Origin of the sequence: Pseudoalteromonas sp. AS71, from assembly GCF_038900275.1 — a bacterium.
In the GTDB taxonomy this organism is placed as follows: Bacteria; Pseudomonadota; Gammaproteobacteria; order Enterobacterales; family Alteromonadaceae; genus Pseudoalteromonas.
The window spans coordinates 148502-172934 of the sequence record NZ_JBBMQZ010000008.1 but is presented as its reverse complement, the minus strand read 5'-3'; the positions used below and the strand labels follow the sequence as shown (position 1 = coordinate 172934).

Below are 24433 nucleotides of genomic sequence, written 5' to 3'. Positions count from 1 at the left end.
CTTTCACATCGCGTTTGTCTTATACCAAATCGCGCAACGCTTTCCTCAGTATATAAAGACAAACAATTCTCTCGTTCAAGGCGATTAAAATTATGAAGTATTTAGTATATGCCAGCCTGATCATAAGCGGTGCGGGTGTTGCCCAGGATGTTCCTGAAAACGCAATCAGTGCAATTAATGCAGATAAAACCCTACTTACTGATATAACAAACACAGGTAACGGGCTAATTGCAGTAGGCAAACATGGTACTGTTATTAAAAGTGAAACAGGTAATAAATGGCAACAAGCTGAACTTGTACCGACTCAAGTGCTATTAACAGCTGTTGACTTTAGCGATGAAAATAATGGCTGGGCATGTGGCCACGATGCAACAATAATAAATACTACTGACGGTGGTATTAATTGGCAATTACAACAAGCACAACCAGAATTAGACAAACCATGTTTAGATATTCTATTTGAAGATGACTTGAAAGGTTTTGCAGTGGGCGCTTATGGTATGTTTTACCAAACTAGCGATGGTGGCAAACATTGGCAAAAGCGCTTTTTAGATTCGTTACTATTCAGTGATGATAGAGATTATTTAAACGATTTAAAAGAAAACGACCCCGAAGGGTATGAAGCAGAAACAGCTTCAATTTTACCGCACTTTAATCGAATCGAAATAACAGATAACGGATTAATGTTGGTTGGTGAAATGGGGTTAATGGCCAGGAGCATTGATGATGGTGAAACTTGGCAAAGGATAGAGGAAATTTACCCTGGTTCATTTTTTGCGGTTGCATCAGATAGCACACAAGAAATTGTGGCAGGGCTTCGTGGCAATGTTTTTGCGAAGCAAAATGGTGAACAGCAGTGGCAGCATTTCGAAAATGTAAAAACTGCGACGATCAACAACATCATTAATTACAATAATAAACAATGGCTCATGCTCGCCAATAGTGGCGTTATTTTTCATCTTCAAGATGGGTTACTCACCCATGAGCAGTTAGCCGATGGTAAAGCAATTTTAGATGGCGTGATTTTAAATAACAAACTAATCATGGCTACAGAAGATGGCATTAAAGTGAAGGAGTTAACCCCTTAATGCATAAGTTACTCGATTTTATTGAAAAGGCGATTTTTAGACATCGCTTAATTATGCTTATAAGTTTTGCGCTTATAACGTGTTTACTTGTATTCAAAGCAACTCAAATTCAATTAGATGCCTCGTTTAATAAAAACATCCCGTTAAATCACGACTATATGAAAGTATACACTAAGCATGAAAAACAGTTTGGTGGTGCAAACAGTATTTTGATTTCAGTGTGTGATGACAGCGGTGATATATTTAATCCAGAATTCTTTACTCAGTTAAAAGCGGTCCACGATCAGCTTTATTTTATTCCAGGTGTAAATCGTCCATTAGTTAACTCTATATTTTCACCCAGTGCTCGTTTTGTTGAAGTAGTCGAGGATGGCTTTGCAGGCGGTCCTATTATTCCTGCTAATTTTAAAGCTGACAAACGTGGCTTAGGTGTTGTAAAAGAAAATATCGAAAAAGCAAAAGTTGTAGGACGTATGATTGCCAGCGATTACTCGTGCGCAATGGTAACAGCTCAACTTTTAGAAACAGATCCACAAACACAACAAAAGTTAGACACATTAGCTTTTGCGCAAAAGCTAGAAAGTGATTTAAGAGAGCCTCTAAGTACAGAAAAAGTAAGCATCCATATTATTGGCTTTGCAAAAATGGCCGGTGATATAGCAGAAGGCGCTAAAGGGGTGGTCGTATTTTTTGCCATTGCTATCGCCTTTACCTTTATTATGGTTTGGCTATTTTGTGGCAGTTTAAAGCTGACCATTTTGCCTATCGCGTGTTCTATCATTGCTGTTATTTGGCAATTAGGTCTGCTTTCAAGTTTAGGTTTTGGCCTAGACCCTATGTCTATTTTGGTACCGTTTTTAGTATTTGCTATTGGTGTAAGCCATGGTGTGCAAATGATAAATGCGATTGGTAAAAAAGTCGGTGAAGGTAAAACAACACGTATTTGCTGTCAGTCAAGTTTTAGGGCTTTATTGGTCCCAGGTGGTATAGCACTACTTTCAGACACTGTCGGTTTTTTAACATTACTTACCATCGATATTGGTATTATTCGCGAACTTGCCATTACAGCGAGTTTAGGTGTGGCAGTAATTATATTTACTAATTTAATTTTACTACCAGTTTGGGCTTCGTACATGAACTTTGAGAACAGTGTACATATTCAATCTGGTGATGCTACTAAGCCTAACATGCTTGATAAAATTCGAGACCTTCTTGTAAAAGCAACAGATCCTAAAGTAGCTAAAATGATTATTGGTTTTACACTTGTTTTATTTGCTTTAGGTTACTGGCAAGCAGATAAAATGCGTATAGGTGATTTACACGCAGGGGCGCCATCTCTGCATCAAGATGCGCGCTATAATCAAGATACATTCTTAATATCTGATAAATATACTATCTCGTCTGATATCTTAAAGGTAATTGTAGAAGCATATCCTGCTGCATGTACTGAGCATAGTGTGATGGAGCGAATAAGCCGTTTCCAATACAAAGTAGAGAATGTGGCCGGTGTACAGTCTGCTGTAAGTTTGAGCTCTGTAGCTCAATCGGTTAACGCAGGCTACAACGAAGGCAATCTGAAGTGGCAAAGTTTGCCACGAAATTCAGCAAGCTTAGTACAGTCAACATCTAGAGTTGAAACGAGTACAGGTTTACTTAACGGTGATTGTTCAGTTATGCCAGTGATTATATTTTTAGATGATCATAAAGCACAAACTATCGATACTGTAATTAAGAGTGTTAAGCAATTTGCACAAGAAGAGGGCACTGATAAATTAGCATTTAAATTAGCGTCAGGACCTGTTGGCGTAATGGCAGCTACTAATGAGTCTGTCTCAGAAGCGCAAATACCAATGATGCTTTACGTTTATGGTGCTGTTATTATTTTATGCTTAATGAGCTTTAAAAGCGTAAAAGCAACGATTGCCGTAGTATTACCGCTTTATATCGTATCAACGCTTGCACAAGCACTTATGGTGCAATTAGAAATAGGCTTAACCGTTTCTACTTTACCAGTTATTGCTTTAGGTGTGGGTATTGGGGTTGATTATGGTATTTATATACTGTCGTCGATGATGGGGCAGCTTAAGCAAAATGTACCATTGAGTGTTGCTTATCGAAATGCGCTTGTTGAACGTGGAAGTGCGGTTCTATTTACCGGTATAACATTAGCTATTGGTGTGAGTACCTGGATATTCTCAGATCTTAAATTCCAAGTTGATATGGGTATACTGTTAACCTTCATGTTTTTAGTGAATATGTTAGGTGCCGTGTTGTTATTACCTGCTATTGGTAGTCTTCTCTGGACTGACCAGAAAAAATAATGTGAATAATTTTGCTCCTAAATGGCCTGTAAAGGCCATTTATATCTACAATTTGTGAATAGATGACCAAATAGCTGAAATGCTTAAAATGTTTTCATCGAAAAGGCTGTTTATTAGCTGTAAAAGGGTTAGAATTTAATTGACTCCACGCTAATGAATAGCTGTACAAATTCCTGCTCCTGAGCAGTAATAGATTAAGGAACATACAATGACACGAAATGAAGGCCAAGCCTCGGTTATCCTAGATAATGTCTGTAAGCTGATCCAGAAAAAAGTTCGCGCTGATAATGTGTTACTCGTTGAGAAATTCGCCAAAGCCTTGTACAGCAATATGTCTAAAGAGGATTTGGCAAACCGCAACGATAGTGACCTATACGGCGCAGCATTAAGCCTTTGGAACTCGCTAGAAAAAAATACTACCGACGACGCTGTTATTCGCGTTTTCAACCCTGAAGTGGCAAAAGATGGCTGGCAGTCATCGCATACAATTGTAGAAATTATTACTAAAGACATGCCGTTTTTAGTTGATTCTGTACGTATGGCCATGACACGTGAAAATATCGCCTCTCACTTATTACTTCACTGCCCATTAAAAATTAAGCGCGATGAAAACGCTAAAATTTCTGGTTTATCAAATTTAAAAGCAGAACAAGAATCTTCATCTACTAAAACAGTATTCTTTATTGAAATCGACCGTCAAACAGATTCTTCTGTGATTGAGTCTTTCAAAAAAGAGTTAGAATCAGTTCTTGTTGATGTGTCGGTTGCTGTTGATGATTGGCAGCCAATCCGTAAAAAATTGATGGCAGTAACTAAAGAGTTACCCAAGCGTCATCATAATAAAACGAAAGAAGAAGTTTCAGAAACAACTGAGTTTTTAGATTGGTTAGCTAAAGATAACTTTACCCTAATGGGTTACCGTGAATATGAGCTAAGCCCAGTTCAAGGTGATTACCAATTAAAAGGTAAAATGGAATCAAGCCTTGGCTTGATGAAAAACTCTACTGAAGAACACACACGATTACTATCAGAATTACCAGAGGTTGCTCGCCAAGAAGCACGTAGTAGCAACCTACTGATCCTAACAAAAACTAACTCTGTTTCTCGCGTTCACCGTCCAGCCTACATTGATTATGTAGGTATTAAGCGTTTTGACGACGAAGGCAATGTAATTGGTGAAGACCGCTTTATTGGTTTGTTCTCATCAAGCTTTTACAATAACAGTGCTACTGATGTGCCAGTATTAAAAAGTAAAATTAATCGCATCATGGAAATGTGTGATTTTGCTAAAGGCACGCATGCTTACAAAGCTGTTTTAAATATTTTAGAAACCTACCCACGTGATGAGCTTGTTCAAGCGCGCGAAAGTGAGCTACTTGAAGTTGCTATGGGTGTGTTACAAGTACAAGAGCGCGATATGTGTCGCTTATTTGTACGTAAAGATGCGTATGGTCGCTTCTTATCTTGCATGGTTTATGTACCTCGCGAGCGCTATAACACGGCACTTCGTCGTGAAACGCAAGATATATTAGCCAATGCATTTAATTCTGACGATAAAGTCGAATTTACTACTTATTTCTCTGAGTCAACACTTGCGCGTACTCATTACACCGTTCGTGTGACCGACAACAAGATCGAATATAACGTGAAAGATATCGAAAACAATTTAGTAGAAGCTGCACGTACGTGGGAAGATAAACTTCAATCTGCACTTTTAGAATCTGCGGGCGAAGCACGTGGTAACGATTTAAATCGTAAATACTGTAATGCGTTTGCACGCTCATACAAAGATGAAGTGCTTCCAAGTGCTGCGGTTGTTGATATCGAAAAGTTAGAATTACTTAGTGATGAAAACAAACTAGAAATGCTTTTCTACCGTCCTCAAGAAGAAGCTAATAGCAATATTGTACGATTAAGCTTATTTCATAAAGACGAACCAATTCACTTATCTGATGTTATGCCAATGCTTGAAAACTTTGGTCTGCGCGTTGTGGGCGAAACGCCTTATTCAGTTAAAACAAGCGATGGTCGTATTAATTGGATCATGGACTTCTCGATGCTTATTGATAGCAAAGGGATGGCTGATTTTGATAAGATTTCAGCACGTTTTCGCGCTGCATTAACAAATGTTTGGGGCAACCGCCTTGAAAACGATGGTTTTAACCGTTTAGTATTAATGGGTGGTCTAACTGGCCGAGAAGCCTCTATTTTACGTGCTTATGCTAAGTATATGCGTCAAATCGGTGTTACGTTCTCTCAGACTTACATTGAAAGCACATTTGCTAACTATCCAAATATTGCTGCGCAAATTGTTAATTTATTTGCTAAAAAGTTCTCAATTAAGAGCCCAGCAAGTGCCAAAACACTTGAGAAGCTAAGCACACAAATCTATTTAGAGCTTGAAAATGTAGCAAACCTAGATGACGACCGTATTATTCGTTTATACGTCGATATGATTGTTGCAACGCTTCGTACTAACTATTTCCAAAAAGATGATGCAGGTCAGTTTAAGTCGTATGTATCATTTAAAATACAACCAAGCTTAATTCCTGATGTACCGCTTCCTCTTCCAGCGTTTGAGATTTTTGTTTATTCTCCGCGCGTAGAAGGTGTGCATTTACGTTACGGTAAAGTAGCGCGTGGTGGCTTGCGTTGGTCTGACCGTCGTGAAGACTTCCGTACTGAAGTACTTGGCTTAGTTAAAGCGCAACAAGTTAAAAATACAGTAATTGTACCTGTTGGTTCTAAAGGTGGCTTTGTATGTAAGCAATTACCTAGTGAGCGTGAAGCGTTTATTAAAGAAGGCCAAGAGTGTTATAAAATCTTTATCCGTGGTCTTTTGGATATTACAGATAACATTGAACGCGGTGAAATAGTGCCAGCTCGTGATGTTGTTCGCCACGATGAAGATGATGCTTACTTAGTGGTTGCAGCCGATAAAGGAACTGCTACTTTCTCTGATATCGCAAATGGCATAGCTAATGAATACAATTTCTGGCTTGGCGATGCATTTGCTTCAGGTGGCTCGGTTGGTTACGATCACAAGAAAATGGGTATTACAGCTAAAGGCGCATGGGAGTCAGTTAAACGACATTTCCGTGAAATGGATATCGATTGTCAAACGACTGACTTTACAGTGGTAGCTATTGGCGACATGGCGGGTGACGTATTTGGTAATGGCATGTTGTTATCTAAGCATATTCGTTTACAAGTTGCCTTTAACCATATGCACATTTTTGTTGATCCGAACCCAGATGCTGCTACTTCTTATCCAGAGCGCGAACGTTTATTTAACATGCCGCGTTCATCTTGGGAAGATTACAACAAAGAGTTAATTTCTGCCGGTGGTGGTGTTTTCTCTCGTGCTGCTAAATCAATTACGCTTAGCCCAGAAATGAAAAAAATGTTGGGCACTAAAAAAGCAAGTATGACCCCAAATGAGTTAATGAAAGCTTCATTGATGATGGAGTTCGATTTACTGTGGAATGGCGGTATTGGTACATACATTAAAAACTCTAAAGAAACTGATGCAGATGTAGGGGATCGTGCAAACGATGCACTACGTATCAATGGTAGAGATTTAGGCGCTAAAATAATTGGTGAGGGCGGTAACTTAGGAGCAACTCAATTAGGTCGTGTTGAATTTGCAGCTAAGGGTGGTCGTGTTAATACAGACTTTATTGATAACGTAGGGGGCGTTGCTTGTTCAGATAACGAAGTTAACATTAAGATTTTACTTAATGGCTTGGTTGCTGAAGGTGACTTAACACGTAAACAACGTGATGAGCTACTTTACTCAATGACAGACGAGGTATCTGAGTTAGTATTAAAAGATTGTTATCGTCAAACACATACTATTTCAATTACGCAGTCTAAAGGTACTTCAACGCTTAAAGAAAAGATTCGCTTTATTCATGCACTTGAAAAAGATGGCAAGTTAAACCGTGCTATTGAGTTCATTCCAAGTGATGAAGAATTGGCAGAACGTGCAGCCGCTGGTAAGGACTTAACTCGCCCTGAGCTTTCAGTGCTAGTGTCTTACGCAAAAATGGTATTAAAAGAGTCTTTAGTAAGTGATGAAATTACTGAAAACCCTTACTATCGCCAATTACTTGTGAAGTCATTCCCACGTCCTCTTCGTGAGAAGTTTAACGATGCGATGAACAACCATCCACTTCGTAAAGAAATTATTGCAACTAAACTTGCTAACAGTATCGTTAATGATATGGGTTTAAACTTCATGGTACGTATGCATGAAGAAACCGGTGCAAACGAAGCTGAAATTGCAATGTGTTACTCAATTGCTAGCGAAATATTTGAAATGCGTGATACATGGTCTTCTATCAGCGCACTGGATAATAAAATACCAGCAGCGGTACAAACTGAAATGCTTTACCAACTTCGTCGTACTGTTCGCCGTACTACGCGTTGGTTCTTACGTCATCGTAATAAGTCACAAACGATTGAACAAGGAATTGAATTCTTTGCGCCAACATTTAAAGATTTAAGTGATAACTTAAATACATACATGATTGAAAAAGAAAATGACCGCATTGTAATTGAAGCCAATAAGTTAATTGATGCCGGCGTTCCTGCAGATATAGCTAAGCGTATTGTTTCATTATCAAGCTTATTCTCTGTGATGGATTTAGCTGAAGTTGCTAATAATTCAGGTAAGAGTATTTCGATGGTATCGAATACTTACTTTAAACTAGGCGCAAGAATGGGTCTGCATTGGTTCTTAGAGCAAATAACTAAGCAACCAGTAGCAAATCATTGGCAAGCACTTGCTCGTTCATCTTACCGTGAGGAGCTTGATTGGCAGCAACGTACGTTATCTGAAGTGGTTTTAAATAGCTTTGAAGGTGATGAGAGTGATGTTGATAGTCAAATAGATCAGTGGATGGATAGCCAAGATTTATTACTTCAACGTTGGAAACAAATGCTGGCTGAGTTTAAAACATCACAAAGCCACGACTTTGCAAAGTTCTCAGTTGCACTTCGTGAACTTATGTTATTAAGTCACAACTGTGATACATCAGGAAAATAATTTAGCTTTAATCTATTATTTGTTTAGTAAATAAATAACTGATTGTTAAATTTGTTATACAATACCTCAGCCTTGTCTGAGGTATTTTTTTGTCTGAAATTTAAAAAGAGGATTATATTGATGTTTTATGATTTAGCTCGCCGTTTTATGTTTACCCGTGATGCGGAGTGGGCGCATGAGTTTGCACTTAATAATCTTCGTCGTTTTGCTAATACGCCTCTAAATCTAGCTTGGTCACAAAGTGTTTCAGATAAACCCGTAAACTTTTTAGATCTTGAATTTAAAAATCCAGTAGGGCTTGCCGCTGGCCTGGATAAAAATGCAGAATGTATAGATGCATTTAGCCAAATGGGATTTGGTTTTATTGAAGTAGGCACAGTTACGCCTCGTCCTCAGGAGGGCAATGAGAAACCGCGTATTTTTAGATTACCAGAATCAAACGCTATTATTAACCGTATGGGTTTTAATAACAAAGGCGTTGATAATTTAGTCAAAAATGTAAAAGCAGCAAAGTACAGTGGCATACTCGGTATCAATATTGGTAAAAATAAAGATACACCTAATGAGCAAGGTAAAGATGACTACATTCATTGTATGCGTAAAGTATTTGAGCATGCCTCATATATTACGGTAAATATTTCATCACCAAATACCCCAGGGCTTCGTGATTTACAATATGGTGCTGCACTTGATGATTTATTGCAAAGTCTTAAAAATGAACAGTTAGATTTAATTGCAAAGCATAATAAGCAAGTTCCTATGCTTGTAAAAATTGCACCGGATCTCGATCAAATACAAATAGAGCAAGTAAGTGAGTCACTTTTAAATAATAAAATTGATGGTGTAATTGCCACAAACACAACGCTTGAGCGAGCCGCAGTCATGGGGCAGCAATATGCACAAGAGGCGGGCGGTTTATCAGGTCACCCTGTTAGAATGCGCTCTACAGAGGTAGTAAGTGAGCTAAAACGCTTAACACAAGGTAAGCTACCAATCATCGGAGTCGGCGGTATTGATGATGCTACATCTGCAAAAGAAAAGTTAGATGCAGGCGCAAATTTAGTTCAGGTTTATACTGGGTTCATCTACAAAGGTCCACAATTGGTAAAGTCGATCGTTAACGGCTTATAAGGATCAGTTATCTAAGCTTTTGATCGTTCGATAAATGTTCTAAGCAAACATTTTAAAAGTGGTCAAAAGCAGTTATACTGTGAGCAATAATTATTCAACATGCCCAAGGAGGAGTAAATGTTACAAGCATCAAAGCAATGGCAGTGGATTGCTTGTCCTGATAAAAACCGTTTGTTACTTGATTTAAATGACGACATGCAATTATGTACGCCTTACAAATTAAGACAACTCACCGATTCTGTTTTTAAAAATCCACGTTTTAGCCTAGAAGATGCTGCATTTTATGAGCAAGTTTATAATTATCTAGATGGATTTGAATTGTGGTCTGCGGCTCAAATTTGTCAAATATCATTAAATGCGACTGCTGTTAAATACCACTTAAAACCCGTTTTAGCAAAAAGCTGGTTTTTTGAAGAATACACCGGTACAGAGCCAAGTGTAGAGGCAATAGTTAAATTAACATCTAAAGCGCAGTCAGGTGATTTTTTAATTGTAGAGCATTGTCCTGATGCATCTATTTGTTTGAATTTAAGTGAAACCTTTAAATTAGACGAAAACTTATCTTTAGCGCAATTTGAAGTAATCCGTATTCTGAATAATCGAGTACACCCCATCCTAAATCAGCAATATCAAAGTCAAACCGCCTAACCAAATTTAAGTCTTAAGCGTGTCTTTATGGCGTGTTTGTCGCCCAACCTATGTTATAATCCTGCGCAATTAGCTATTAAGGGTTATTACTTTGCAATTTATCGCACTTACTTCTATCGGAATCGAAAATTTATTGGTTGATGAACTAACAGAACTTGGCGCAACCGTGTCTAAGCAAACTGTTGGTTCTGTTCGTTTTGAGGCTGACTCATTACTGGCGCAAAAGGTTTGTTTATCAACTCGTTTTGCAACGCGTGTGCTTATGCTTATTGAAGAAAAAGAAGGCGTAGATGACAAAAATAGCTTGTATAATTTTGCGCGCTCGCAACCTTGGCAAGAATGGTTTGGACCTACGCAAACATTCGCTGTTGACTTCAACGGTACCAATGACTCATTAAAAAACACGCAATTTTCGGGTCTTGTAATCAAAGATGCGATTGTTGATTATTTTAATGATTTATACGAGCAACGCCCTAACGTTGATAAGCAAGATGCGAACGTGCGCGTAGTTGCACGATTAAATCGTTACGGCGTATCGATGTATATTGACTATTCAGGTCCTCGTTTGTCAGAACGCGGTTACCGCCAAGGCCAAGGTAAAGCGCCAATTAAAGAGCATTTAGCTGCTGCATTAATTAAGCGAAGTGGCTGGCTTGAAAATGTAAAACAGCCTTTATTCGATCCATGTTGTGGTGCGGGTACTATTTTGATAGAAGCTGCGGGTATGGCGCGAAACGAAGCACCAGGATTATTCCGTGAAGGTTTTGCTTTTGAGCGTTTACCAAGTTTTAGAGCCGCTAAGTTTAAAGAGCTTAAAGAAGAGTTACTCGCTAATATTACTGATCCTAAATTGTGGTTAATTGGCCACGATTACGATGAACAAGTATTAAGTAAAGCAATTGATAATGCTAAACGAGCCGAGCTTGACGACGTGATTAAGTTTAAGCAAAGTGATGCAACTAAACTTACAGCTGTTGCAAAATTACCGGGTGTTGTAATTTCAAACTTACCATATGGTGAGCGTATTGGCTCTATGGCTGAGCTTGTTGATTTACACCGTAATTTAGGCGTTGGCTTTAAAAAGCACTTTAATCACTGGAAACTTGCCTTACTTGGTATGGACGAGAGCTTATTTAAACTTTTAAAACTTGTGCGCCTTAAGCGTTATAAATTTAAGAATGGCCCGCTTGATGTAGAACTTAACTTATATCAATTAGATGATAAGCAAGTAAGTTTGACCACAGATGATAAAAAAGCACTTAATTTTGAAGGCTCAACGTCATTTGCAAATCGATTGAAAAAGAATAAGCAAGGCTTAAAAAACTGGCTTAAACAAAATAAAATAGATGCTTATCGCGTCTATGAAGCGGATATCCCTGAATACAATGTTGCTGTAGATATTTATGGGGACTCTGCTGTAATTTTTGAATATGCAGCGCCTAAAGAAATTGATGAAAAAACATCAGAAAAGCGTCTGCAAGACGTAATAAGTTTAACGGCTCAACAGCTTGAAATTTCACCTGAAAACATTGCTGTAAAAGTACGTAAAAAGCAGAAGGGCGAAGATCAATACACCGCTATGTCTAAACAAAACCGTACTATGGTTGTTGAAGAGTTCGGTGCTAAGTTTAAAGTTAATTTATTTGACTACTTAGACACAGGCTTGTTTTTAGACCACCGCTTAATGCGTCGTTATATTCAGGAAAATGCTAAAGATAAACGTTTCTTAAACCTTTTTGCATACACAGGTACAGCTTCTGTACATGCTGCTCTTGGTGGTGCTAAAGCCATTACTACAGTTGATTTATCAAAGACCTACTTAAAATGGGGCCAAGATAACTTTGATTTAAATGGTATTAGTAATACACGATACCGCTTTGAACAAGCAGATTGTTTAAAATGGTTAGAGCACGCAACAGCGCAATACGATTTGATATTTTTAGATCCTCCAACGTTTTCAAACTCAAAACGTATGAAAGATGCATTTGATGTTCAGAGCGATCATATTAAATTATTAACGTGGGTAAAAAAGATTTTAAGCCCATCGGGTACGTTGATTTTCTCTAATAACAAACGTGGGTTTGTTATAGATGAAGTTGGTCTGATTGGTTTAGGTTTAAAAGCCGTTAATATTTCAGATAAAACGTTATCACCAGACTTTAAACGTAATAAAAAAATCCATAATAGCTGGCTAATCACACATGGCTAATTGGGTTTTATACCACACTGATGGTTGCCACTTGTGCGAGCAAGCTGAGCAACTTATCACTGAGGTACTTTGTGATACTAGCGAGTTATTACTAATCGATATTATGACTGATGAGCAGCTTATAGCTGAGTATCAAATTACTATTCCTGTATTAAAAAGTGAAAAAGGCGAGCAATTATTTTGGCCTTTTACTTTAAACTCTGTGCGCGAATTTTTAGCACAAGCAGAATAAGAGCAAATAAGAACTATGGATTTAATTAGAATTTTAAAAGCACAACTTGCTTTTGGTACACATGCTTTGCTTAACAAAGCAGATGCCGTTATAGAAAGTGGCGAAAGAGTGTGTGTTGTTGGTAGAAATGGCGCAGGTAAATCAACTTTATTAAAAGTACTTGATGGACAAGTTGTTTTAGATGATGGCGAAATAAATCAGCTAGGTGGCATTCGAATTTCTCGCTTAGAGCAAGATCCACCAAAAGGTGCAAGCGGCACCGTATTTGATTACGTTGCACAAGGTATGCCTGAGATTGCAAACTTACTAATTGATTTTCATCATGTTAGTAACGAGCTTCAAACAGAGTGTAACGATAAGTTATTAAATAAACTTGAACGTTTATCAAATCAACTAGAAGCAGCTGATGGCTGGCGCTTTGATAGCCGCATTCAATTAGTTTTGACACAATTAGAACTAACCCCAGAAGCTAAACTTGAGTCTCTTTCTGGTGGTTGGTTACGTAAAGTGGCACTCGCACGTGCACTTGTAAGTGAGCCTGATTTATTATTACTAGATGAGCCAACAAACCATTTAGACATGGCAAGTGTAATGTGGCTTGAACAGTTTTTAAAAGAATTTAAAGGCGGTATTGTATTTATCTCGCATGACCGTGCGTTTATTCGTGCTGTTGCTACGCGTATTTTAGATTTAGACCGTGGTAAGCTTATTTCGTACCCAGGCGATTACGCTACTTATTTAGAACAAAAAGCGCATGATCTGAAAGTTGAAGAAGCTCAAAATGCATTGTTTGATAAACGCTTAGCCGAAGAAGAAACGTGGATTCGACAAGGTGTTAAAGCACGTAGAACGCGTAACGAAGGTAGAGTTCGTGAGTTAAAGCAGCTTCGTACCGAGCGCAAACAACGTGTTGACCAAGTTGGTAAAACTGATTTCAATATTGAAACAGCAGACCGCTCTGGCAAGTTAGTATTTGAAGCTCAACATCTTTGTCATGCATTTAAAGACAAAGTTATTGCTGATGATTTTTCTACACTTGTAATGCGCGGTGATAGAATCGGCTTAGTAGGCCCAAATGGTATTGGTAAAACAACACTATTAAAGCTAATGTTTGGTGATTTAGAACCAGATAGCGGTATAACTAAGCAAGGTGTTAATTTAGAATTTGCTTACTTTGACCAATATCGTGAAAAGCTTGATGAAGAAGCAACAGTTCAAGATAACGTCGCCGAAGGTAAACAAGAAGTGATGATGGGCGGCCGCTCACGTCATGTTTTAGGTTATTTGCAAGACTTTTTATTCCCGCCAGCACGTGCTCGAACCCCTGTTAAAGCACTTTCTGGTGGTGAAAAAAACAGATTACTATTAGCTAAATTGTTTTTAAAACCGTCTAATATACTTGTTCTCGATGAGCCAACAAATGACTTAGACATTGAAACTTTAGAGTTACTAGAGGACATCATTAATCAATATCAAGGTACAGTGCTGATTGTAAGCCATGACCGTGAATTTATTGATAATACATGTTCAAGTGTATGGGCGTTTGAAGGTAACGGTAAAGTTACAGATATTGTAGGTGGTTATAGCGACTATGAGGCTTACGTTAACTACTTAGCTGAACAAGAAAAAAAAACTCAGCAACAACCAGTAAAAAAAGCTGAAAAAGTGGTCGCTCCAGTTGCCAAGCCAGCAGCTAAGACTAATAAACTCTCTTACAAATTAAAACTTGAATTAGAGCAACTACCGAATAAAATGGAAAAACTAGAAGCTGAAATTGAAGCTCAACAAGCTGTAGTTAGTGACTCAGACTTTTTTAAACAAGAGAGTGATGTAACAACTAAAGCATTGAACCATTTGGCACAACTTGAGTCTGACCTTGAAGCTGCGCTTGAGCGCTGGGAAGAACTTGAAGAATTACAGAATCAGTAGTAAGGACTAAAATGAAATATAAATTACTCGCTGCCAGTATTTTAGCGACATTAAGCACTTCAGCAACAAGTGCTACGTACCAGTTAAGTGAATTAGGGACTCTTGAAGACGCTAAATATTCTTATGTAACAGATGTAAGCGAAAGCGGGCATATTATTGGTTTCGCAAATGGTTTATACAATTTACCTATTGATATCAGCTATATAGATTTTACCGAAAATATTATTGAAAATAGCTACGATAATACAGAGGCTGCATTTGATTTAAGTGATAAAGAGATTACTTTTACACTTGATGACATTGAAAATAATGATGCAGTACTTACTAATTCTGATGCACATACTTTCATGGTTAGTTTTTTATCTTCAATTTCTACAAATTTTGAATATCAAAAATTAAGCTCATTAGTTGGCATTAAGTACAATGACACACAAGTAACAGAGCAACCGTTATTTGATGTTGCATCTGTTGATTATGATGGCTTAACGCGTTCAACTATTAACCTTTTTAATGCTGTAAGTGAAGACGGCGTTACTGTTGGTTGGGGCGGTGCTCCTTACGATAAAGTGTCTTTTACACCTGATGGTGAAGATGATGCAGAAACGTGGTTTACCCACGAATTTATAGAACGTGGGATTGTAATAAGTGCTGATGGCAGTATAAGTGTTGAGTTAGAGCCAGAGTTTAATGAATACGGCGGAACAAGCCGTGCTAACGATATTGTCAAAACTAATAGTGGTTACACTGTAGTCGGTAATATCTCTACAAGTATTCCTGATGACAGACAAGATAATATTGATGATAACTGTGATAATGAAGACGAACCAACGTCAGTGTGTATCAATTTATTAAATTCTAATATTTCACGAGGCTTATTTAATAAGCGTGCTGTTAAATGGGAACTTGATGAATCGTTAAATATTATTTCTGTTGAAGAGCTTGGTATGGCACTTACACCTGATGAAGGTGAAACGGAAGATGACGCATTTACGAGTACTGCTTTAGCAGTGAACAACAACGGTACAATTGTAGGTTCATCAAATACGCGTTATTACAAAAATGATGATACGATTCTTACAATGCCAGTTTATTTTAAAGACGGTGCAGTCACTGACTTTATTAATCAAGAAGACGATTGGCAGGCTGGTAAATCAATCGCTATTAATGATAATGATGTAATTACAGGTTATGCGACTAAGCGTATTGAAGGCACTCTTCGTAATAAATTCTTCTATCATGACATCGAAACAGGTAATACCGTTTTTCCAACTGATTATTTTTCAAGCTCAAGTTCTTATGGCAACGATATAAATAATCAAGGATATATTGTAGGCGAAGGGGAAGTGGGTGTTTCTGATAGCTCACGACTTAAAGAAGCCTTTATTTACAAAATTGGTGAAGATAAAATCACTAATCTAAACGATTTACTGCCTTGTTATGACACTGATGGCGAAACTGATTACGCTTATTCTATGGTTGAAGCAACAGCTATCAATGAAAATAATGAAATATTTGGTACTGCGACTAAGACAGTTGAAAAACTTGATTCTTTAGGCGGTGTTGTAACTGATATCAATGGCGAAATTGAATATGAGAGTGTTGCAGTTGCAGTTAAGTTAACGCCAATTGCAAATGGTGAAGTAGAAAATTGTGCTCCAGTAGAAGCAGAAGTGTATGAGCGTAACTCTGCTAGCTTTCCTTGGTATACATTATTGCTATTACCATTAGTTGGCTTAAGACGTATATTTCGTTTTTAAAGTTTACTAATATTGATTATAAAAAACCAACTTAATAAAGTTGGTTTTTTTTCGTCTATAATATTTTATAAGATTAGGATTGCCGTGAATCTTATAATTATTATTTAGCTTTAACGCTACTAATTATTTCGCGATAACCATGCCTTTTTGACAGAACGGCGCCAAATAATATCAATACCAAAATAGCCGATAATTGATGCAATAGAAGCACATACTAATGAACCGAGTAAAAACGCAGGACCAATAGTTTCTATGCTCTCTAGAAACCAAGACCAACTTGCTTCAAATACAAAGTGTTGCTCCGGCTGATTAAGTATTAATGTACCGACTAAGTATGAGCCATAAAAAATAGGTGGCATAGTTAGAGGGTTTGTAAGCCATACTAATGCAACTGAGATAGGTAAATTAACCCTAAATAATATAGCGCCGGCTGCTGCTAAAACCATTTGAAAAGGAACAGGGATGAAAGCAAAAAATAACCCGACTGCAAATGCACCCCGAGCAGAACGTCTATTTAAATGCCAAAGATTTGCATCTTGTAAAAGGCGTCCAAATATCCTTAGTGATTTATGATGTCTAATTTTATTTGGATCAGGTAAAAATCTTTGGATCGTTTTTTTAGCCATTTAAAGCAACCATTTACATCAGTGTGGATAAGTCTTGGGTTTGTAATTGGCTGTATAGCAACCGTATTTTATTATCAAACTCTCGAATTTACAGTATTCACAATTTTCATTGTTATAGTGAGCGCTTATTTTAAGCCGTTTTTAACCGTATTGTTAGGCTTTATTTGTGCAATTTGCTTCGTTGGTATGCATTATTACGTTTTTTATAGTTTTGAAATACCAAAACCGGATGAAAAGTATGCACTTGATTCTACATTAATTGTTGAAGAGGTTATTTCTGACAAAAAACCTCAATATATTAAAGTTAAAATAGTGGCATTAGAAGAAAGTCATTTTTCAAACTTTAGAGCACCCAAAGCAATGCTCAGTGTTAATTCTGCACAGCCTTTAATAGTAGGTGATGAATTTTCTGCTTTAATTCATTTAAAATATTTTCGTAGTAATAAAAATTTTAATGTATTTGATAATGAACGTTATGCTTTTATAAGTAGAATATTATTTAAAGGTAAAGTGCTCAATAAAAATCTTAATATTATAAATAGCGACAAACAAAGCATAATTTTAGATTATCAACACTTCCTTAAAAACACTTATACGGATACACAATTACAGTGGCTCTATTATGCATTGCTGAGCGGTGAAAAATCGTTGATGAGCTACGCTGATAAACAATTAATGCAATCTCTTGGGTTAAGTCATTTACTTGCTATATCGGGGTTACATATTGGTTTGATTTTTAGCTTCGGTTATCTTGTTACTCGATTCATTTTTGCAAAAATTAATTTTTCGATTGGGCAATCATTCAACCTTACACTTTATTACAGTTCATCCGGGTTTTTAGCAGCCTTAGCTTATGTGTATTTAAGTGACTTTTTAGTATCGGCAACGCGAGCGCTTATAATGCTGGGTTGTTATTTATTATTGTATTTTCTTGCTAAGCAACCGCTGCGCTGGCGGAGCATTTTATTTGCTTTAGTTATTGTTCTTATTGTTAATCCATTTAATTTACTCAATCCAGGTCTCTACTTTTCATTTTTAGCGGTTGGTATAATTTTTACTGTTATTAATAAATTACCAATATTAAACACTCGCATTAAAAATAAAGTTATTTCACTGTTTATTATTCAAATAGCGTTATTTATTGGTTTATTGCCACTTTCACTCTATTTTTTTAATGGGATAAGTATTGCGGGTTTGATAATAAACTTAATTGCTATACCGCTGCTTTCAATCATTATCTTACCTTTTTTAATTGTTTTTACATTACTGAGTATCTTTTTAGATATAAGTATTTTAATAAATTTGTTCGATACTGGTTTATACGCATTATTTCAATTACTTTATGAAATACCAGAATCGTTAAGATGGATAACGACTGGAAAAGTTGACTCAATATTTGTCGTTTTTAGTTATATCATTATGTTGATGATTTATTTTCTTCCTTATAAATGGCTCGCTTTTATTCCAGCAATGACGCTTTTATTAAATTATTGGCTAACAGAAAAATCTAAGTGGCAACTTCATGTATTTGATGTAGGACATGGACTTATGGCTTTAATTGAAAAAGATAACCAAGTGCTTATCTATGATTTTGGCCCCAGTTATTTCAATCGTTTTAGCCGTACGCGAAGTATTTTATTGCCTTATATTAAAGCAAATAATTTAATAGTGAAAACGGCGATTCTAAGTCATGAAGATAATGATCACGCTGGAGGATTACAGCATTTCATAGATGCTGGCTTTGGAGAAACATTACAACAATTTCATCCTAAAAATACACATAGTGTATGTGAAGTTATAAACATTGATTTTGCTGGATTAAAAATACAAAGCTTTAGTACAAAAGGATTTGGAAATGAAAATGATGATTCATGCGTTGTTAGAGTATCAGATAATACTCATAGCGTTTTACTTACCGGTGATATATCAAAAGCGCGTGAAGCATCGTTATTAGCGGATAATACATCGTTAAAAAGTACAGTAATGTTAAGTCCGCATCACGGCAGCGATACATCCTCAAGTGTTAATTTTATAAATAACGTAGCCCCTAAAGTAGTTATTCATTCAAGCGCCTATAAAGGGCAGTGGGAATTCCCAAAGCCTCTTGTCGTCGAACGGTATAACCAAATAAATGCTCAGCAATTTACGACAGGCGTTGAAGGACAAATTAGTATTAAATTTTATGCAAAGAATTTGGCTATAGAAACAGCAAGAGGGCAGGAAAGTTACTGGTTTATCAAAGATTGACGTTTAGTTTTATCTCATCGAAGGATACAATACAGGTTGTTACTGTATTTAGAGAGTGTTATGGATCAAAGTACTACACAAATTTATAAACGTCTTGTCTCGTATGTTGGCACCTACAAAAGCGTCGCATTTGTCGCAATTATTGGGATGATAGGCTATTCAGCAATGGATGCTTTATTTATTCAATTAATGAAGCCGTTTATTGATCAAGGTTTGAACCAGCGTAATACAGAAGTTTTAAAGTACGCTCCTTTTGTCGTTATCGCGTTAGTTCTAGGGCGTGGTGTTTTTAACTTTATGTCTTCTTACTGCTTAAGTTATGTAGGCTCTCAAGTTGTACGCTCATTACGCCAAGAGTTATTTGAGCACATATTGCACTTACCCGTCTCTTTTCATGACAAAAACTCAACGGGCGATTTAATTTCAAAAATCACATTTGATACAGAACAAGTTCAACAAGCAATTACCAAAGCCTTATTAATAGTCGTACGCGAAGGGGCATTTGTTGTATTTTTACTTGCAGTTATGTTTTATACCAGCTGGAAATTATCACTGATATTTTTAGTGATCATCCCACTTGTTGCTATTATTGTCGCTGTCGTTTCTAAACGTTTTCGCCACATTTCTAAAAATATTCAATCGGCCATGGGGCAAGTTACCCGTAGTTCAGAACAAATGCTCAGTGGACATAAAGTCATTCATGGCTTTGGCGGGCAAGAACAAGAAATAAATCACTTTTCAAAAATCAACAATCATAATCGCCAACAGCGTATTAAAATGGATGCAACAAAAGCACTAAGTGTGTCAATAATCCAAATACTAGCGGCAAGTGCCATGGCAGTTATTTTGTGGGCAGTGTCGTTGCCGTCAATGATTGATACGATTACATCTGGTGACTTCATGGCATTAATTGCTTCAATGATGATGTTACTGCGTCCACTAAAACAACTTGCCAATGTGAACAGTGATATGCAACGTGGTATCTCTGCAGCTCAAAGTATATTTTTAGTTTTAGACGAAGAAATGGAAAAAGATACAGGCACTGTTTCGGTTGATAAAGTTAAAGGTTTAATCGAAGTTAAGAACGTAACCTTTAAGTACCCAACGAAAGATGAAGCCGTATTAAACGATTTATCTTTAACAATTAAGGCGGGTGAAAGTATTGCTTTAGTTGGGCGCTCAGGCTCAGGTAAGTCAACAATTTCTAACTTGTTACCACGCTATTATGATTTAGAGCTACCGAGTGAAATATTACTTGATGGCATAGCACTGCAAGACTATAAATTAACTGATCTGCGTCGCCAATTTGCTTTAGTGTCTCAGCAAGTCGTGTTATTTAACGATACTATTGCCAACAATATTTGTTATGGCATAAAGCACGATGTGTCTATTGAAGAGTTAGAACAAGTTGCCAAACAAGCGCACGTGTGGGAATTTGTTAAAGACCTTCCAGAGCAATTAAACACCATGGTAGGCGAAAATGGGGTAATGCTCTCAGGTGGCCAACGCCAGCGAATAGCGATAGCGCGTGCAATATTAAAAGATGCACCTATTTTGATTTTAGATGAGGCAACGTCAGCACTTGATACCGAATCTGAAAAGCTTATCCAGCAAGCGTTAGAAACGCTAATGAAAGACAAAACCTCTATTGTTATAGCCCATCGCTTATCTACTATTGAAAACAGTGACCGAATTTATGTTATTGATAACGGTCGTGTGATAGAAAGTGGCGATCATAGTAGCTTATTAGCAAATGACGGTACTTATTCAGCACTTTGCAAAATGCAGTTTGGTGATCAGGCGTGAGCAAAATAGAGCAAAGCTGGTATAAACCATTTGGTCTAATTACTTTATTGTTATTACCATTAAGTGCTTTGTTTTGGGTTGTATCGTCATTTCGAAAACTCTTGTACAGCGCTGAAATACTCAAACCTTTTGAGTGCAAAACGCCTGTTATTGTAGTCGGCAATATAAGTGTAGGCGGCAATGGTAAAACACCTTTTGTTTTATGGTTGTATGAGTATTTGACCGAACAAGGTTTATCAGTGGGTATTATTAGTAGAGGTTATGGTGGGCAATCAGATAATTACCCGCTGTTAGTCACTTCAGTTGTTGACGCCCAACAGGCTGGCGATGAGCCTGTGCTTTTATACCATCGTTTAAAGTGCCCAATAGCAGTTGGCCCTAATAGACAACACAATATCGATTTATTAGAAAAAAATTATACGCTAGATGTCATTATTTCTGATGATGGAATGCAGCATTATAAAATGCCTCGTAGCATTGAGTGTTGTATTGTTGATAGTGAGCGTCGTTTTGGTAATGGTTTTGTTATGCCCGCAGGGCCACTACGCGAAACAACTAAACGCTTACAAAGTGTTGATATAGTAATTGAAAATGGCGGTGAGGCTAATAATAGCTACGTGCTGCAAGTAAGTAACCTTCGCTTAGTTAATTCAAGTGATGATGCAAAAAGTAACGTAAGCGAGGCACATGCAATAAGTGCAATTGGAAATCCTAAACGGTTTGAAAACTCATTAGAAGCACAAAATATTAAGCTATTGTCGACTCATCATTTTAGAGATCATTATGCTTATACCGCAGATGATTTTGCCCAGTTTGGTGATGATTGCATTATAATGACCGAAAAAGACGCGGTTAAATGTAAGTCTTTTGCAAAACCTAATTGGTATTATTTACCTGTAGATGCAGAGCCTTCCGATAGCGTAATAAACACATTAAATTTATTATTAAAAGAAAAAGGAATACTCAATGGCCTTTGATTCAAAACTACTCGAGATTATTGCATGCCCAGTTTGTAAGGGTAAATTACGCTTTGATAGAGAAAACAACGAACTAATTAGTACGGCAGCTAAGCTTGCTTACCCCGTTCAAGACGATATTCCGGTATTGCTTGAAAACGAAGCACGTGAGTTATCTTTAGAAGAGGTTGAAAAGTGGAATTCGTAGTTGTAATTCCAGCTCGCTTTGCATCAACCCGACTACCGGGTAAACCGCTTGCTGATATTTGCGGTAAGCCAATGGTTCAACATGTTTACGAAAAAGCATGTTTATCAGGTGCAAGTAAAGTGGTTATAGCTACCGATCATCAAAAAGTGTTTGATGCAGTAAGTTTATTTACTAGTGATGTTGTAATGACTCGCGAAGATCACCAATCGGGTACTGAGCGTTTAGCCGAAGTGGTTGATTTACTTGATCTCGACAGCAATACAATTGTGGTGAATGTACAAGGCGATGAGCCATTACTTGCGCCAGAAAATGTATCCCAAGTTGCTGCACTATTAAGTGACTCAACAGCACCAATGGCAACGTTAAGTGTTGCTATTGAAGAGCGTGATGAAGTATTTAATCCTAATGCAGTTAAAGTGGTTAGCGATATAAATAAAAATGCGCTGTATTTTTCTCGTGCAAGTATTCCGTTTGATAGAAGCACAATGATGAATGACAGCAGTGCTCTTAATTTAGCGCCATTTCAGCGCCATGTAGGTATTTATGCGTACAGAGCGGGTTTTATTAAACAATATATAGAATTGAGCGTATCGCCACTTGAGTTACTTGAATCGCTTGAGCAGTTACGCGTGTTGTATCATGGTTATAAAATCAAAATAGAGCAAGCTCAAATAGCACCCCATGCTGGAGTTGATACGGCAGATGACTTAGCGAAGGTGATAGCGCATATTAAAAGTATAAGCGCGTGAGTGAACAAGTAAGTAAAATATTAAAAATTATTTTTACACATAACGATTTTTATATTTTAGAAAAACCTGCGGGTCTTAATTTTCATTCAGAAGATGGCCCCGGCTTTGTTGTGTTAGCCGAACAACAATTATCGCAAAAGCTTTATGCCGTTCATCGTTTAGATAAAGTGACATCAGGGCTTATTATTTTAGCTAGAAACAAAGCCGCTGCAGCTAATTTTACTGCGCTTTTTACTGAGCATGCGATTAATAAATTCTATTTAGCGATTAGTGATGCTAAACCAAAAAAGAAGCAAGGTTGGATTAAAGGCGATATGGCTAAATCTCGCCGTGGCTCGTTTAAGTTACTAACGAGTAAGCTTAACCCTGCAATCACCCGATTTTATTCGCTAAGCTATAAGCCTGGGTTTAGAGGGTATATTTTAAAACCATACTCAGGGAGGACGCATCAATTAAGAGTAGCACTAAAAAGTGTTGGCTCACCTATTTTAGGTGATGCAATGTATTCGGGTTCGTCTTCAAATCGTACCTATTTACATGCATATGCCTTGAGTTTTGTATGGCATGGTGAACAAATACAGTTTACTTTACTACCTGACTGCGGTGATGAGTATTTAGCGTTAATTAAACATCAAGATTTTCAAGCATGGCAGTCGCCATGGCAACTGGATTGGTAAATGAGCGAAAAAGTTACAGATATACGTTTTGGCGGAATTAAGCGTTTATATGGTCATCAACAATTTGATTGGCTTCAAGAAGCACACTTTTGTGTAGTAGGTATTGGTGGTGTAGGAAGCTGGGCGGCTGAAGCACTTGCACGTACTGGTGTTGGTAAAATAACATTGATTGATTTGGATGATATTTGCGCCACTAACGTAAATAGGCAGATTCATGCATTAACGGGTACTATTGGTCAAGCTAAAGTAGAGGCAATGAAAGCGCGCTGTGAGCTTATTAATCCAGAGTGCCAAATTAATGTGATAGATGATTTTATTACACTTGAAAATATCCAAGAGCATATTCAAGATTTTGATTATGTGATTGATTGTATTGATGCAGTTAAAGAAAAGGCAGCATTAATAGCACATTGCAAACGTAATAAACTCCCTATAATTACAACCGGTGGTGCTGGCGGGCAAACAGATCCTAGTCAAATAACCTTTGGTGATGTAGCTAAAACTACACAAGACCCATTACTTGCAAAAGTACGTTATATCTTGCGTAAGCAGTATAATTTTAGTAATAATCCTAAACGTAAGTTTAATATTGATTGTGTCTACTCAACAGAACAACTGGTTTACCCAGGAAGCGATGGCAGTGTATGTCATGCAAAGCAAAGTGCTGATGGCTCGATGAATATGGATTGTAATAATGGTTTTGGATCTGTGACTATGATCACAGGAAGCTTCGGCTTTTTTGTTGCGGCAAAAGCGGTGCGTAAATATCTAGATAAAAAACAACGCTCACAAGCTTAGT

The 24433-nt window shown here is 37.3% G+C and carries 17 protein-coding genes; 16 read left to right on the top strand and 1 reads right to left on the bottom strand.

Going from position 1 to position 24433, the window contains the following annotated elements; genetic code table 11:
- The first annotated feature begins 92 nt into the window (after nt 1–92).
- The 9 genes from WNY98_RS08315 (at nt 93) to WNY98_RS08275 (ending at nt 16365) form a co-directional block, all read left to right on the top strand.
- The gene (locus tag WNY98_RS08315; RefSeq protein ID WP_024599593.1) at nt 93–1088 is read left to right on the top strand and encodes a YCF48-related protein; all 996 of its coding nucleotides are present in this window, start codon (nt 93–95) and stop codon (nt 1086–1088) included.
- Complete coding sequence (locus WNY98_RS08310; RefSeq protein ID WP_342877620.1) at nt 1088–3409, top strand: MMPL family transporter; 2322 nt, start codon at nt 1088–1090, stop codon at nt 3407–3409. Before WNY98_RS08315 ends, WNY98_RS08310 begins: the two co-directional genes overlap by 1 nt.
- 208 nt (nt 3410–3617) lie before the next feature.
- Nucleotides 3618–8459, top strand: coding sequence for an NAD-glutamate dehydrogenase (locus tag WNY98_RS08305; protein WP_076924580.1), 4842 nt, complete (start codon nt 3618–3620; stop codon nt 8457–8459).
- Between the two features lie 120 nt (nt 8460–8579).
- On the top strand, nt 8580–9590 hold the full coding sequence (gene pyrD, locus WNY98_RS08300) for a quinone-dependent dihydroorotate dehydrogenase (RefSeq protein ID WP_342877619.1): 1011 nt from the start codon (nt 8580–8582) through the stop codon (nt 9588–9590).
- A gap of 117 nt (nt 9591–9707) precedes the next feature.
- Nucleotides 9708–10238, top strand: coding sequence for a cell division protein ZapC (locus WNY98_RS08295; protein ID WP_024599589.1), 531 nt, complete (start codon nt 9708–9710; stop codon nt 10236–10238).
- A gap of 91 nt (nt 10239–10329) precedes the next feature.
- Complete coding sequence (gene rlmKL / locus WNY98_RS08290; RefSeq protein WP_170070828.1) at nt 10330–12447, top strand: bifunctional 23S rRNA (guanine(2069)-N(7))-methyltransferase RlmK/23S rRNA (guanine(2445)-N(2))-methyltransferase RlmL; 2118 nt, start codon at nt 10330–10332, stop codon at nt 12445–12447.
- Nucleotides 12440–12679 carry a glutaredoxin family protein gene (locus WNY98_RS08285; RefSeq protein ID WP_024599587.1) on the top strand — a complete coding sequence of 80 codons (240 nt, stop codon included), beginning with the start codon at nt 12440–12442 and terminating at the stop codon, nt 12677–12679. The genes rlmKL and WNY98_RS08285 overlap by 8 nt, the downstream gene beginning before the upstream one ends.
- Nucleotides 12680–12694: 15 nt before the next feature.
- The gene (locus tag WNY98_RS08280; RefSeq protein ID WP_342877618.1) at nt 12695–14608 is read left to right on the top strand and encodes an ABC transporter ATP-binding protein; all 1914 of its coding nucleotides are present in this window, start codon (nt 12695–12697) and stop codon (nt 14606–14608) included.
- Between the two features lie 11 nt (nt 14609–14619).
- Nucleotides 14620–16365, top strand: coding sequence for a DUF3466 family protein (locus WNY98_RS08275; RefSeq protein ID WP_342877617.1), 1746 nt, complete (start codon nt 14620–14622; stop codon nt 16363–16365).
- Between the two features lie 119 nt (nt 16366–16484).
- Here WNY98_RS08275 and WNY98_RS08270 read toward each other — a convergent pair whose 3' ends face one another.
- On the bottom strand, nt 16485–16991 hold the full coding sequence (locus WNY98_RS08270; RefSeq protein WP_007586895.1) for a DUF2062 domain-containing protein: 507 nt from the start codon (nt 16989–16991) through the stop codon (nt 16485–16487).
- Between WNY98_RS08270 and WNY98_RS08265 the strand changes: the two genes are divergently transcribed.
- The 7 genes from WNY98_RS08265 to tcdA are packed head-to-tail and all read left to right on the top strand — an operon-like array spanning nt 16971 to nt 24432.
- A complete protein-coding gene (locus WNY98_RS08265; RefSeq protein ID WP_342877616.1) occupies nt 16971–19238 on the top strand; it encodes a DNA internalization-related competence protein ComEC/Rec2 in 2268 nt (755 codons plus the stop codon). The genes WNY98_RS08270 and WNY98_RS08265 overlap by 21 nt on opposite strands.
- A gap of 60 nt (nt 19239–19298) precedes the next feature.
- On the top strand, nt 19299–21044 hold the full coding sequence (gene msbA / locus WNY98_RS08260) for a lipid A export permease/ATP-binding protein MsbA (RefSeq protein WP_342877615.1): 1746 nt from the start codon (nt 19299–19301) through the stop codon (nt 21042–21044).
- The gene (lpxK, locus tag WNY98_RS08255; protein WP_342877614.1) at nt 21041–22021 is read left to right on the top strand and encodes a tetraacyldisaccharide 4'-kinase; all 981 of its coding nucleotides are present in this window, start codon (nt 21041–21043) and stop codon (nt 22019–22021) included. Before msbA ends, lpxK begins: the two co-directional genes overlap by 4 nt.
- Nucleotides 22011–22208: a Trm112 family protein gene (locus WNY98_RS08250; protein ID WP_024599582.1), complete on the top strand. Its 198-nt coding sequence runs from the start codon at nt 22011–22013 to the stop codon at nt 22206–22208. The genes lpxK and WNY98_RS08250 overlap by 11 nt, the downstream gene beginning before the upstream one ends.
- Complete coding sequence (gene kdsB, locus WNY98_RS08245; protein WP_197236958.1) at nt 22196–22957, top strand: 3-deoxy-manno-octulosonate cytidylyltransferase; 762 nt, start codon at nt 22196–22198, stop codon at nt 22955–22957. The genes WNY98_RS08250 and kdsB overlap by 13 nt, the downstream gene beginning before the upstream one ends.
- On the top strand, nt 22954–23634 hold the full coding sequence (locus WNY98_RS08240; RefSeq protein WP_342877613.1) for a TIGR01621 family pseudouridine synthase: 681 nt from the start codon (nt 22954–22956) through the stop codon (nt 23632–23634). Before kdsB ends, WNY98_RS08240 begins: the two co-directional genes overlap by 4 nt.
- Nucleotides 23635–24432 (top strand): tRNA cyclic N6-threonylcarbamoyladenosine(37) synthase TcdA, encoded by a 798-nt coding sequence (gene tcdA, locus WNY98_RS08235; RefSeq protein WP_024599579.1) that lies wholly within the window; start codon nt 23635–23637, stop codon nt 24430–24432.
- Nucleotide 24433 lies beyond the last annotated feature (1 nt).